General features: G+C 65.1%; 14 protein-coding genes. 10 read left to right on the forward strand and 4 right to left on the reverse strand.

All coding sequences use genetic code 11. The features are described 5' to 3' along the window. Positions 1-3 precede the first annotated feature (3 nt). From ACYX7E_RS08640 to ACYX7E_RS08655, 4 genes are all read left to right on the forward strand, one after another. Positions 4-1275 carry a cytochrome b gene (locus ACYX7E_RS08640; protein ID WP_462080163.1) on the forward strand — a complete coding sequence of 424 codons (1272 nt, stop codon included), beginning with the start codon at positions 4-6 and terminating at the stop codon, positions 1273-1275. Then, the gene (locus ACYX7E_RS08645; protein WP_462080164.1) at positions 1268-2020 is read left to right on the forward strand and encodes a cytochrome c1; all 753 of its coding nucleotides are present in this window, start codon (positions 1268-1270) and stop codon (positions 2018-2020) included. Before ACYX7E_RS08640 ends, ACYX7E_RS08645 begins: the two co-directional genes overlap by 8 nt. Positions 2021-2204: 184 nt before the next feature. After that, positions 2205-2840 (forward strand): glutathione S-transferase N-terminal domain-containing protein, encoded by a 636-nt coding sequence (locus ACYX7E_RS08650; protein ID WP_462080256.1) that lies wholly within the window; start codon positions 2205-2207, stop codon positions 2838-2840. Between the two features lie 86 nt (positions 2841-2926). Continuing rightward, positions 2927-3397, forward strand: coding sequence for a ClpXP protease specificity-enhancing factor (locus ACYX7E_RS08655; protein WP_462080165.1), 471 nt, complete (start codon positions 2927-2929; stop codon positions 3395-3397). Positions 3398-3527: 130 nt separating this feature from the next. Here ACYX7E_RS08655 and ACYX7E_RS08660 read toward each other — a convergent pair whose 3' ends face one another. From ACYX7E_RS08660 to ACYX7E_RS08670, 3 genes are all read right to left on the reverse strand, one after another. Then, complete coding sequence (locus tag ACYX7E_RS08660; protein WP_462080166.1) at positions 3528-3860, reverse strand: DUF3301 domain-containing protein; 333 nt, start codon at positions 3858-3860, stop codon at positions 3528-3530. A 77-nt stretch (positions 3861-3937) separates the two neighbouring features. Further along, positions 3938-4825: a carboxylating nicotinate-nucleotide diphosphorylase gene (gene nadC, locus ACYX7E_RS08665; RefSeq protein WP_462080167.1), complete on the reverse strand. Its 888-nt coding sequence runs from the start codon at positions 4823-4825 to the stop codon at positions 3938-3940. Next, the gene (locus tag ACYX7E_RS08670; protein WP_462080168.1) at positions 4822-5091 is read right to left on the reverse strand and encodes a Trm112 family protein; all 270 of its coding nucleotides are present in this window, start codon (positions 5089-5091) and stop codon (positions 4822-4824) included. The genes nadC and ACYX7E_RS08670 overlap by 4 nt, the downstream gene beginning before the upstream one ends. A 62-nt stretch (positions 5092-5153) precedes the next feature. On the opposite strand from ACYX7E_RS08670, the gene purE reads away from it, so the two are divergent. Together purE and ACYX7E_RS08680 are read left to right on the forward strand one after the other, a co-directional pair. Further along, on the forward strand, positions 5154-5669 hold the full coding sequence (gene purE, locus ACYX7E_RS08675; RefSeq protein ID WP_462080169.1) for a 5-(carboxyamino)imidazole ribonucleotide mutase: 516 nt from the start codon (positions 5154-5156) through the stop codon (positions 5667-5669). Positions 5670-5679: 10 nt separating this feature from the next. Beyond that, positions 5680-6825, forward strand: coding sequence for a 5-(carboxyamino)imidazole ribonucleotide synthase (locus ACYX7E_RS08680; protein WP_462080170.1), 1146 nt, complete (start codon positions 5680-5682; stop codon positions 6823-6825). A 123-nt stretch (positions 6826-6948) separates the two neighbouring features. Here the strand turns inward: ACYX7E_RS08680 and ACYX7E_RS08685 are convergent, their stop codons facing one another. Beyond that, positions 6949-7539 carry a superoxide dismutase gene (locus ACYX7E_RS08685; protein WP_462080171.1) on the reverse strand — a complete coding sequence of 197 codons (591 nt, stop codon included), beginning with the start codon at positions 7537-7539 and terminating at the stop codon, positions 6949-6951. Between the two features lie 171 nt (positions 7540-7710). Here ACYX7E_RS08685 and grxD point away from each other — a divergent pair, with 171 nt between their 5' ends. The 4 genes from grxD to ACYX7E_RS08705 all read left to right on the forward strand — a co-directional run bounded on the left by grxD (position 7711) and on the right by ACYX7E_RS08705 (position 12966). Continuing rightward, on the forward strand, positions 7711-8031 hold the full coding sequence (gene grxD, locus ACYX7E_RS08690; protein WP_462080172.1) for a Grx4 family monothiol glutaredoxin: 321 nt from the start codon (positions 7711-7713) through the stop codon (positions 8029-8031). Next, complete coding sequence (locus tag ACYX7E_RS08695) at positions 8028-8792, forward strand: SDR family NAD(P)-dependent oxidoreductase (protein WP_462080173.1); 765 nt, start codon at positions 8028-8030, stop codon at positions 8790-8792. The genes grxD and ACYX7E_RS08695 overlap by 4 nt, the downstream gene beginning before the upstream one ends. After that, positions 8789-9394, forward strand: coding sequence for a YhgN family NAAT transporter (locus ACYX7E_RS08700; RefSeq protein WP_462080174.1), 606 nt, complete (start codon positions 8789-8791; stop codon positions 9392-9394). The genes ACYX7E_RS08695 and ACYX7E_RS08700 overlap by 4 nt, the downstream gene beginning before the upstream one ends. Before the next feature lie 296 nt (positions 9395-9690). After that, positions 9691-12966, forward strand: coding sequence for a TonB-dependent receptor (locus ACYX7E_RS08705; RefSeq protein ID WP_462080175.1), 3276 nt, complete (start codon positions 9691-9693; stop codon positions 12964-12966). Positions 12967-13002: the final 36 nt, after the last annotated feature.

Raw genomic sequence — 13002 nt, forward strand, 5'->3', positions numbered from 1 at the left:
GCCATGTCGAATGCAATCGTGCGGACCGCGACCAGTGTCGCGACGACCGTGAACAACTGGGTCCATGAGCGTGCGCCGGCGTTGATGCCGATGTACCGCAAGCACATGACCGAGTACTACGCGCCGAAGAACTTCAACATCTGGTACATCTTCGGTGTGCTGTCGATGGTGGTGCTGGTCAACCAGATCGTCACCGGCATCTTCCTGACGATGCACTTCAAGCCGAGCGCGGCGGAAGCCTTCGCATCGGTCGAATACATCATGCGCGATGTGGAGTGGGGCTGGCTGATCCGCTACATGCACTCCACCGGTGCATCGCTGTTCTTCATCGTCGTCTACATCCACATGTTCCGTGGACTGATGTACGGCAGCTACCAGAAGCCGCGCGAGCTGGTGTGGATCCTGGGCATGCTGATCTACCTGGTGCTGATGGCCGAGGCCTTCCTGGGCTACGTGCTGCCGTGGGGCCAGATGTCGTTCTGGGGCGCCAAGGTGATCATCTCGCTGTTCGGTGCGATCCCGGTGATCGGCAACGGACTCACCGAGTGGATCATGGGCGACTACCTGCCCGGCGATGCCACGCTGAACCGCTTCTTCGCGCTGCACGTCATCGCGTTGCCGCTGGTGCTGTTGCTGCTGGTCGTGCTGCACCTGGGTGCGCTGCACGAAGTGGGCTCCAACAACCCCGATGGCGTCGAGATCAAGAAGGGCCCGAAGGGCAACCGCTGGTCCGAGAAGGCGCCGTCCGACGGCATCCCGTTCCACCCGTACTACACGGTCAAGGACACCTTCTACGTCGGCTTCCTGCTGATCGCCGGTGCCTTCATCATCTTCTTCGCGCCGGAGTTCGGCGGCTGGTTCCTCGAGCACGACAACTTCGTCGAGGCCAACCCGCTGGTGACCCCGGAGCACATCAAGCCGGTGTGGTACTACACGCCGTATTACGCGATGTTGCGCGTGATCCCCGACAAGCTCGGTGGCGTGATGGTGATGGGCGGTGCGATCGTGATCCTGTTCTTCGTGCCGTGGCTGGACCGCGCCAAGGTCAAGTCCTACCGTTACCGTGGACTGCTGTCGAAGCTCCTGCTGGCGATCTTCGCCATCTGCTTCATCTGGCTGGGCAAGATCGGCGCCGGCCCGGGTACCGACCCGGTCGAGACCATCATCGGCCGCTTCCTGACCGCGTACTACTTCCTGTTCTTCCTGACCATGCCGGTCTGGACGAAGATCGACAAGACCAAGCCTGTGCCCGACCGGGTGACGACGCATGACTAAGACCTTCAAGACCCGCATCGCTGCGTTTGCCAGCGGGTTGCTGCTTTCGTTTACCGCCATCGCCGCGGAGCCGGGTGCCCCGTTGCAGCAGTCGGGCATCGACCTGTCCGACAAGGCGTCGTTGCAGCGTGGCGCGCAGCTGTTCATGAACTACTGCTCGGGCTGCCACTCGCTGAAGTACCTGCGTTATTCGCGGATGGCCGACGACCTCGGCCTGACCGAAGAGCAGGTGATGCAGAACCTGAACTTCACCGGCGCCAAGTTCGGCGAGCAGATCGGCTCGACGATGCCGGCCGTGCACGCGGAGACCTGGTTCGGCAAGCCGCCGCCGGACCTGTCGCTGGTCGTGCGCAGCAAGCTCGGCGGACCGGACTGGGTGTACACCTTCCTGAAGTCGTTCTACTTGGACGACAAGTCGACGCTGGGCTGGAACAACACGTTCTTCCCCAACGCATCGATGCCCAATCCGTTGTGGGAAATGCAGGGACTGCAGAGCCCGATCTACGGCGAGCCTGACGAGACCGGTACGCCGCACGTCACTGGCCTGCAGATCGCGCATGCCGGGACCCAGTCCGCACGTGAGTTCGACCAGACCGCCCGCGACCTGTCGGCCTTCCTGGCGTATGCCAGCGAGCCGATCGGTCCCAAGCGCCAGGGCATCGGTGTGTGGGTGATCCTGTTCCTGTCATTCTTCACCTTCCTCGCCTGGATGATGAAGAACGAGTACTGGAAGGACGTGCACTGAAGCCGGGCCAGCGATCGGCCAGCCGGGGAGCGTAGGTTGCGTTGCCTTTGTCGTACCTTGGGACCTGTCGTCGACAGGTCCACGGGATCGACAGGGAAGAAGGCGAGGACCGTGGCGACCGCCTGCGAGGGGTAGGCGGCGCCGAAGCGACCGACGGTAACCGGTCGTGGGAGACCTGCAGATGATGGCAACAAGCGTGCGTATGCGTAACGCGTTGACACTGTTTTCCTCCGTGGACGATGTCCTGTGCCACCGTGTGCGCCTCGTCCTTGCCGCCAAGGGCGTCACCTACGACTTCATCGCAGTCGACCCGCAGAATCCTCCCGAGGATTTGATCGATCTGAACCCCTACCACTCTGTGCCGACCCTGGTCGAGCGCGACCTGGTGCTGTACGCGGCCAGCGTGGTCAGCGAATACCTCGACGAGCGCTACCCGCATCCGCCGCTGATGCCGGTCGATCCGCTGTCGCGTGCGCGCCTGCGCCTTGCCATGCTGCGCATCGAGCACGACTGGGTGCCGCAGGTGCAGGCGATCCAGCTGGGCACCAAGCCCCAGGCCGATGCCGCCCGCAAGCGGTTGAAGGAACTGCTGACCGCGTCCGTCCCGCTGTTCAAGGCCAGCAAGTTCTTCCTGAATCCGGAAATGAGCCTGGCCGACTGCGCGATGGCGCCGATCATCTGGCGCCTGCAGGCGCTCGACATCCCGCTGCCCAAGGATGGCAAGGCGATCGAGGACTATGGCAACCGCATCTTCCGCAATCCCGGATTCGTGCGCAGCCTGACCCCGCAGGAAAAGCTGCTTCGCGTCCTGCCCGACTGACCTCGATGCGACCCCGATGCGCTGCGTGCGGTCCAGTGCCGACCGCAGCGGCTGGCGGGCCGGCGCCACTGGCGTAAACTAGCGGCATGAGCGAGTCCTCAAGCCGAATGACCAGTCATCGCCCGTACCTGTTGCGGGCGCTGTACGAGTGGATCGCCGATAACGGCATGACCCCGCACATCCTGGTCGATGCGCAATCCCCCGGCGTGCGCGTGCCGCCGCATACCGTCAAGGACGGGCGGGTGGTGCTCAACATCGCCGACCGCGCGGTCGCCCGGCTTGAACTCGACAACGACAACGTCAGTTTCACCGCCCGTTTCGGTGGCGTCAGTCAGGTCGTGATCGTGCCCATTCCCGCCGTGCTGGCGATCTACGCGCGCGAGACCGGGCAGGGCATGGCCCTGCCGGAGGACATGGGCGCCGATTCGGCCGACGAGGATGTGTCGTCGCCGGTCGACGACATCGATGCCCTCAATGGCGCGCCGCAGGACGAACCGCCGGACGATGGTCCGGGTGCGCCACCGCGGCGTGGCGCGCATCTGCGCGTGGTCAAGTAAGCCGCGAGCGACGCTCCGGGCGCCTGGCCCCGCACCGCATCCAGGTCTGTCATCGAAGATCGCGACGTCGCGTCACGCCTAGTGCCCTTTGCCCCGATGGACCTATGGTCCCCCGGCCAGTGCCGCCGGCTCAGTTCAGGCTGACAGGCGCGGCCCGCACAGGGCCGACAAACGACACCAGCCGCTCGCCACGCAGCACCAGCCTGCCGGTATGGCGATCGGCGCCATCGTGGGAATACTCGAAGCGGAAGGTCCGCTCGAAGCCCAGTCGCCCGTCCTCGTTGCGGCGGACCCGCAGGCCGCTGGCATGCACGGTCTGGTCGATCCAGACGACCCCGGCCGCACTGCAGGCATCGCGGCCCAGGTGCTGGGCACGTTCGGCCGCCGCGCGCGCTGCATTCCAGTAGGCGAATGCGAACGCACCGGCAATCATCACGAAGATCATCGTAGGAAAGTCAGGCATCCGCGCAATGTGGCGGCGATGCTGGCGGGATGCAAGATCTTCGTGGGGCGGCGCAAACCCTGCCGCCCCTGCCGCGATCAGGCCTTCCGGCCGAGCTTCAGCGACAGGTCGATGGCCTGCACGTGCTTGGTCAGCCCGCCGATCGAGATGCAGTCGACGCCGTCCTCGGCGATCGCCCGCAAGCCCTGCAGGTCGACGCCGCCCGAGACCTCCAGCGGGATGCGGCCTTCGAACGGCGCGGCGTGTGCGATGCGGACGGCGTCGCGACGCGTAGCGGCGTCGAAGTCGTCGATCAGGATGCGCGTGCAGCCACTGTGCAGCGCCTCCTCGAGCTGGGCAATCGTCTCGACCTCGACGATCAGCGGCAGCTGCGGGTAGCGCGTGCGCGCGGTCCGCACCGCATGCGTCAGCGAGCCGGCGGCGCGGATGTGGTTTTCCTTCAGCATCACCGCATCGAACAGGCCCATGCGATGGTTGTCGCCGCCGCCGACGCGTACCGCGTACTTCTGTGCCTGGCGCAGGCCGGGCAGGGTCTTGCGGGTATCGAGAATGCGCGCGCGCGTGCCCCGGACCGCATCGACATGGGCGGCGGTGACGGTCGCGGTGGCGCTGAGGGTCTGCATGAAATTCAGCGAGGCACGCTCGGCGCTGACCAGTGCGCGCGAGCGGCCGGTCAGGGTGGCCAGCACGGTGCCCTTGGCGACGCGCTCGCCCTCGTCGACCTGCCAGTCGATCCGGACCTCGGGATCAAGCGCCAGGTGGCAGGCATCGAACCATGGCCGGCCGCAGACCACCGCGTCCTGCTTGCACAGCAGGTAGGCGACATCTGCATTGTCGGGCAGCAGCGACGCGGTGACATCGCCGCTGCCGATGTCCTCGGCCAGTGCCGCGCGGACATCCGCCGCGACCGCGGCCAGCGGCGGATCGAACCGCAGCGACAACGTGCGGGCCGCGCTGGCGCTCATGCCTTCGGGAAGTCCGCGATCTGGGCGGTCGCGATGCCTTCCTCGACCAGCAGCACCGGGATGCCATCGTCGATGCGGTAGACGGTCTTGCGGTCCTGGGTCACCAGCGCGGCGCCGAGGGCGGCGGTCTGCGGGGTGTCGTCGATGCGCCGCAGCCCGCCACCGGCCACGGCGCCATTGAGCGCGGCCAGGCCGGCCTTGTTGAGGAGCTGCAGCGGCTGGCGGCTGGCGGGGCAGACGAGGATGTCGAGCAGTTTGCGATCCATGGCGTGGGGCTGATCGTTTGTAACGGAAGGCGTAGAATACGTGTTTAAGCCGGGGAACACCCATGTCCGCAGCGTCATCCAACCCAGCGGTCGGCCCACTGGTCGGTATCGTGATGGGATCGCGATCCGACTGGGAGACCATGCAGCATGCCGCGCTGAAACTCGAGGCGCTCGGCGTACCGCACGAGGTCCGCGTGGTCTCAGCGCACCGCACGCCCGACGTGCTGTTCGACTATGCCGCCACGGCCTCCGGGCGCGGCCTGCGCGCGATCATCGCCGGCGCCGGTGGCGCCGCGCACCTGCCGGGCATGCTGGCCGCCAAGACCGCGGTGCCGGTGCTGGGCGTGCCGGTGCAGAGCAAGGCGCTCAACGGCATGGATTCCCTGCTGTCGATCGTGCAGATGCCGGGCGGCATCCCGGTCGCCACGTTCGCGATCGGCAACGCGGGCGCGACCAACGCCGCCTTGTTCGCCGCATCGCTGCTGGCGCCGACCCATCCTGACATCGGTGCCGCGCTCGATGCCTTCCGCCAGCGGCAGACCGACGACGTGGCCGCCAACGACGACCCCCGCAAGTGATCGACACGCCATGACGACGGTTGGAATCCTGGGAGGCGGGCAGTTGGCCCGCATGCTCGCCTTGTCCGGCGCATCGCTGGGCCTGCGCTTCCTGGTCATGGACACCGCCGACGATGCCTGCGCGGGCCAGTTCGCGCCGCTGCTGGTCGGCGATTACCGCGACCAGGACGCGCTGGCGGATTTCGCGTCGCGGGTCGATGTCGCGACCTTCGATTTCGAGAACGTGCCGGCCGAGAGTGCCGAATGGCTGGTCGAGCGCGTGCCGGTGTTTCCGAATCCGCGCGCGCTGGGCGTCAGCCAGGATCGCCTGGCCGAGAAGACCCTGTTCCGTGAACTCGGCATTCCGGTGCCCAAGTTCGCGGCGTTGTCGACGCGCGAGGAGCTCGATGCCGCGATTGCCCAGGTCGGCGTGCCGTGCATCCTGAAGACCCGCAGGCTCGGCTATGACGGCAAGGGCCAGTTCCGCATCCGCAGTCTTGGCGACGCCGATGCCGCCTGGTCGGCCCTGGGCGCGCAGGCCGCCAGTGTCGGCCTGATCCTGGAAGCTTTCGTGCCGTTCGAGCGCGAGCTCAGCGTGGTGTCGGTGCGCGCCCGCGATGGCGAGTTCCGGACCTGGCCGCTGACCGAGAACTGGCACGTCGATGGCGTGCTGTCGGCCAGCCTTGCGCCGGCGACCGTCGACGCAGACCTGGCCGAAACCGCCTACGGTTATGCGCGTGCATTGGCCGAACGGCTGGACTATGTCGGCGTGTTCGCGCTGGAGTTGTTTTGCCGCGATGGCCAACTGCTGGCCAATGAACTCGCGCCGCGCGTGCACAACTCCGGGCATTGGACGATCGAAGGCGCCGAGACCTCGCAGTTCGAAAACCACCTGCGTGCCGTGCTCGGCCTGCCGCTGGGCGCGACCCGGATGATCGGCCACGCCTGCATGCTGAACTGGATTGGCGAGATGCCGGACCCGTCGCCCGTGCTGGGCGTTGCCGGCGGCCACTGGCACGACTACGGCAAGCAGCCCCGGCTTGGCCGCAAGGTCGGCCACGCCACCTTGCGTGCCGACGCGCCGATGGCCCTGGCCGATGTCCTGGCGGATGTCGGCGACGCGCTCGATCGCAAGGCCCAGGTCGCACCGGTGATCGGCGCGCTGTCGGGAATGTGAGGGATGGGGCGATCGTGGCGTCGATGGGCGTCTCGCCGATCGCAACGGAAGCGCTGACGACGGCCGGAATGCGTCAGCCGGCCTACCTCGCCTGAGCTGATACGCCGGCTGCCTGCAACCCGATCAGCCGCGCAGCCGGCCTGCCACCGCATCCCAGTCGACCAGATGCCAGAAGGCGTCCAGGTATTTGTCCCGGGCATGCCGATAGTCCAGGTACCAGGCGTGCTCCCACAGGCTGCAGGCCAGTAGCGGGGTGTCGTCGCCGGTCAGCGGCGTGGACGCATTGGCCGTGGCGATGATCGCCAGGCCCCCGCCACGGCGCTGCACCAGCCAGACCCAGCCGGCGCCGAACAGGCGCATGGCCGCGGTGTTGAACTGCTGCTGCAGGCCCTTGCTGTCGCCGAACTGGCGCGCGATGACCTCGGTCAGGCGTTTGCCCGGCGTGCCCCCGCCGCCACCGGACGCGGGCTTCAGGCCCTGCCAGTAGAACTGGATGTTCCAGGCCTGCGCGGCGTGGTCGAACAGGCGCCCCTGGGCCTTGCGGACGATCTCTTCCAACGAAGATTCCGCGAACGGCGTGTCCGCGATCAGGGCGTTGACCTCGTCGACATGCGCCCTCTGGTGGCGGTCGTGATGCTGCTCGACCGTGTCCGCCGACAGATGGGGCTCCAGGGCGCTGCGGTCGTAGGGGAGGGCGGGGAAATCGATCGGCATGGGGCGGGACATCCTGTGTGGGCCCATCGGCAGGCCGGCCGGGCCGGCTGCGGGGGTGGGGCGGCCGGCGGTTGGGCGGCATTTGCGCGGCTTACAATACACAACACTGCTTCCAATCCCCACGCCTGCCGGCCGCCATCGTGCGTGGCAGCGCATTGCCGGAGTTTCCGAATGGCCGTACTCGAACGCATCCAGACCGAGGTGGAGAACCACCCCGTGGTCCTGTTCATGAAGGGGACGCCGCAGTTCCCCATGTGCGGATTCTCCAGCCGCACCGTGCAGGCCCTGAAGGATGCCGGCGCCACCGCGTTCCACAGCATCAACGTGCTGGAGGATCCGGAGATCCGCGCCAACCTGCCGCGCTATTCCAACTGGCCGACATTCCCGCAGCTGTTCATCCATGGCGAACTGATCGGCGGCTGCGACATCACCCTTGAACTGCATGAGTCCGGCGAGCTCGCACGGATGATCGCGGAGGTCCAGAAGGCGTGAGCGCGCGGCCGGACACTGTAGACGCTGCGACGCTGCCGTTGTCGGGCCGCGTGGTGCTGGTCGCCGGTGCACACGGGGGCCTCGGCCACGCCGCGTCGCTGGCGGTGGCGCGCGCCGGTGCGACCGTCGTGCTGCTCGGACGCAAGGTACCCAGGCTCAATCGCCTGCATGATGCGATCTCTACCGAGGGCGGGGAGTCGCTGCTGTATCCGATGGATCTCGAGGGCGCGTCGGCCGACGACCATGCCGAGCTCGCGCAGCGGATCGACGACGCCTTCGGCCGGCTCGACGGGCTGCTGCATTGCGCGGCGCATTTCCGTGGGCTCACGCCGCTCGAACATACCGACCCGGCCGAGTTCGCGCGCAGCCTGCACGTCAATCTGACCGCACGCTGGTGGCTGACCCAGGCCTGCCTGCCGCTGCTGCGACGCGCGGACGACAGTGCCGTGGTCTTCGCCATCGATGAAGCTGAACGCGCGGGCCAGGCCTACTGGGGGGCTTACGGTGTCGCCCAGGCCGGATTGGCTGCACTGGTCGCGATGCTGCATGCCGAACTCGGAGAGGCGCCGGTCCGCGTCAGCGGCATCGCCCCCGGCCCGATGCGCACGCCGTTGCGCGCGCGTGCCTTCGTCGAAGCCGAAGACCGCGTCGCCAAGGATCCTGTGCGCTATGCCGATGCCTGCGTGCACCTGCTGTCGCCGGCGGGCGCCGTGCATCGCGGCGGGGTGCTGACCGCGAGCGAGGCCCTGGCCCGGTCATGACGATCCTGTCTGCCGCCCTGCTGCTGTTCCTGATCCTGGATCCGCTGGGCAACATCCCGATCTTCCTGAGCATGCTGCGCAGGTTGCCACCGCGACGCCAGCGCATCGTGCTGGCCCGCGAGCTGTTGATCGCGCTGGGCGTGCTGATGGTGTTCCTGTGGGGCGGCAAGTACGCGCTGGAGGTCATGCACCTGCGCCAGGAGTCGGTATCGATCGCCGGCGGTATCGTGCTGTTCCTGATCGGCATCCGGATGATCTTCCCGCCGCCGGAAGGCCTGATGGGCGAGATCCCGGACGGCGAGCCCTTCATCGTGCCGATGGCGATCCCGCTGGTGGCCGGTCCCTCGGGCATGGCCGCGGTGATGCTGATGGGCAGCAACGAACCCGATCGCCTGGGCGAATGGAGCCTGGCGCTGATGCTGGCCTGGACCGCCACCGCCGCGATCCTGTTCTCGGCGACCTACCTCTACCGCCTGCTCGGCATCCGCGCACTGACTGCGATGGAGCGGCTGATGGGCATGCTGCTGGTCGCCATTTCGGTGCAGATGCTGCTCGACGGCATCGCCACCTACCTGCAGGGCATGGCCCCCGGACAGGTATGACGTCCTTGAATCAGGGGCTTGCGAAGCGTTCCTCAGCCCGGCTTTAAAACACCTTCACGGCGCATGTTTCAGACCGTCGCGAGGGTGTCACTCGGCTGTCATCTGACCCGGTTACCGTGTTAATCTGTCGTTAACCACCCGGAATTTCACAGCACGTCCACATTGGCGAAGACAGCCGCCTGTGGGCGTCAGCATTGGCGCACGCGCAACGCTGTCGATTCGAGAGATCGGCTGTCCAGACCTTCAGTTCTTCGTTTCACCTTGCACATTCCCAAACTGCATCGAGGCTTACCACCATGATCCATCGCCACCGTGTCCGATACTCCAAGCTCTCGCTTGGACTGATCGCTGCGCTCGCCATCGCCCCCGCCTTTGCCCAGAGCACCTCGTCCGGCGTGGGCGGACAGGTCGTTGGAGCCAGCGGCCAGCCGGTCGTCGGCGCTGAAGTCACGATCACCCATACCGAGTCGGGCACGGTCAGCCGCGCCACCACGGATGCCAGCGGCCGCTACAACGCGCGCGGCCTGCGCGTCGGCGGTCCGTACACGATCACCGTGACCAAGGCCGGTGAAGGCACCAGGACGGAGGACAACGTGTATCTGGCGTTGAACCAGGTCAGCACGGTCAATGCCGCGCTGACCGGTGACATGACCACGCTGGAAACCGTGACTGCGGTCGGAGTCATGGGGTCTGAAGTGTTCAGTTCGACCAAGATGGGCGCCGGCACCAATATTTCCCAGCAACAGATCCAGGCGCTGCCTTCCGCCAACCGCAACATCCAGGACTATGTCCGGATGGACCCGCGAATCGCCCAGAGCGACAAGGCGCGCGGCGAGATCAGCGTCGGTGGTCAGAATCCGCGCTACAACGCCATCCGCATCGACGGCATCAACACCAGCGATACCTTTGGTCTCGAATCGAACAACTTCCCGACCATGCGCCAGCCGGTGTCGATGGACGCCATCGAGGCGATCAACGTCGACGTGTCCAACTATGACACCACCATTACCGGCGCGACGGGTGCCGTGATCGATGCGGTCACCAAGTCCGGCACCAACGAGTTCCATGGTTCGCTGTATGGCGCCTACCGGGATGGCGACTGGTGGGGTGAGCATCCGGTATCCGGTGCGGACTTCACCGGCTTCAAGAGCGAGCAGACCTATGGCGCCACCTTTGGCGGCCCGCTGATCAAGGACAAGCTGTTCTTCTTCGTCAACTACGAGAAGTTCACTCGCGACCGTGCTGCTGCGTCGTATGGGCCGATCGGTTCTGGTGCCAACACGATCGTCAATATTTCGCCCGCGCAGATCACGGAGGCTCAGCAGATCGCACGTGACGTGTATGGCGTGGACATCGGCAGCATGGAGTCGCCCGACAGCATCAAGAACGAAGTCGAGGAATACGCCGCCAAGATCGACTGGAACATCACTGATGATCACCGTCTGTCGGCACGGTTCTCCAAGCTTGAGCAGATCGAGCCCAATCTCTCTGGTTCCAGTAACAGCATGAACTACAACAGCCATAACGTCGGGACCTTCGGTCCGGCGTTGGGTCTGAACAGCCGTTGGTACGATGTCACCAAGAAAGTCGAAACGTCGGTCGTGCAATTGTTCAGCGACTGGAATGACAACTTTTCCACCGAGCTGAAGGTCGGTCGCCGCACCTACGATTCGCTGAGCACGGTGTATTCGCGTCTGCCGCAGGTTGTCGTCACCTTCGGCGATACCGGCGTGGCCCCGCCCTACCTGAACTTTGGTACGGACGAATTCCGCCATGGCAACCAGATCAATACCACCACCGACAACGTATTCGCTGCCGGCACCTGGTACGTCGGTGACCACACACTGAAGTTCGGCTTCGACTGGGAGCGCAACGACGTCTACAACATGTACGCGCAGAATATCTGGGGAACCTATGTGTTCGCCGGTCTGGACGCGTTCCGCAACGGCCAGTATTCGGTGTATGACCTCAATGCTCCGATCCCGGGCAGCAACCTGGATTCGGTTGCAATGCGCTACAAGCATGCCAATACCGGCGTATTCGTGCAGGACAGCTGGGCAGTGAATTACAACCTGACCCTGCTGTTCGGCCTGCGCGTCGACAAGCCGAGCATGGATGACGTGCCGGTGCACAACCAGTTGGTGCAGCAGTACTACGGTTACGACAACCGCGAGAAGTTGGAGGGCGCACTGATCCAGCCGCGTTTCGGATTCAACTATACCTTCGACAGCGAGCGTCCGACGCAACTGCGTGGCGGTCTGGGCCTGTTCCAGGGCGCGGCGGCAAACGTCTGGGTGGGCAACTCGTACCAGAACACCGGTTTCGGCCTGATTGGCTACAACGACCGGAATACTGCAGATGGCTGGCTGCCGGTGGTATTGGATGACGTGGACAACATGCCCAAGCCGAATCCCGCCAGCGGCTACGGCATGATGGTCAACCTGATGGACAAGGATTTCGAGCAGCCGTCGGTGTGGAAGGCCAATCTGGCATTCGATACCGAGCTGCCATGGCATGGGATCGTCGCGTCCGCCGAACTGCTGTACACCAGGGTCAACAAGGGATTGCACTTCGAGCGTCTCGATCTGGGAACTCCGACTTACGTCGACACTCAGAACGACGGACGCACCTTCTACACCACCAATGTTTATGCGCCGCCGAATACTTCCGCTCGGCCTAATCCTGCGCGCGCCAATGGCAGTCTCGGTGTGGCGGCCTTGGCAGATACGATCCCGGGCTACGAGAACGTCACGGGCTGGGCCGGGGACGGTGTGCTGCTGCTGAAAAATACCGACAATGGCCGCAGTGCGCAGTTCACTTTCGGGTTGAACAAGCCGCTTGTCGACACCTGGGGCTGGTCGCTGAACTACACCTACACGAATGCGACCGAGGTCAACCCGCTGACCAGCTCGCGCGCGATCTCCAACTGGTCCAACAAGGCGATCTTCGATCCGAATTCGGATGAGGCGGCCAGGTCGAACTACGAGATTCGTGATCGCTTCACCGGTAGCCTGCAATTCCGTAAAGCCTTCTTCGGCGATTACGCGACGATCCTGTCCGTCTTCTACGAGGGCCGCTCGGGCGCCCCGCACAGCTGGCGCTTCGCCAACGACATGAATGGCGACGGTTACACCAACGACCTGCTCTATATTCCAGGTGGCGCGGGCGAGGTGTTGTTCACCGGCGGCGCCGCAATGGAGCAGGCCTTCTTCGACTGGGTCAATAGCAACGGACTGGACAAGTACAAGGGTGCAGTGGTGCCGCGCAACGGCATGCGCAATCCTTGGGTGAACCAGTTCGATCTGCGCATCAGCCAGGAGTTGCCTGGCTTCTTCAGCGGGCACAAGTCGGAAATCTGGCTGGACGTCATGAACGTCGGCAATCTGATCAACAAGGATTGGGGTCGTATCCAGTACAACTCTCCCTATGGTGATCGCGTCGCGGTCAATTTCCAGGGCGTGGATGCTGCGACCAACCAGTACATCTACAACTTCGGCAATGTCGCCGCCCCGGTCTGGACGGATTGGGAATCGCGCTGGTCGCTGCAGTTGGGCTTCCGCTACAAGTTCTGATCCGGGTGATCGGACGTAATATGCGAAGCGGCCGGG

Source organism: Luteimonas sp. RIT-PG2_3, assembly GCF_054902115.1.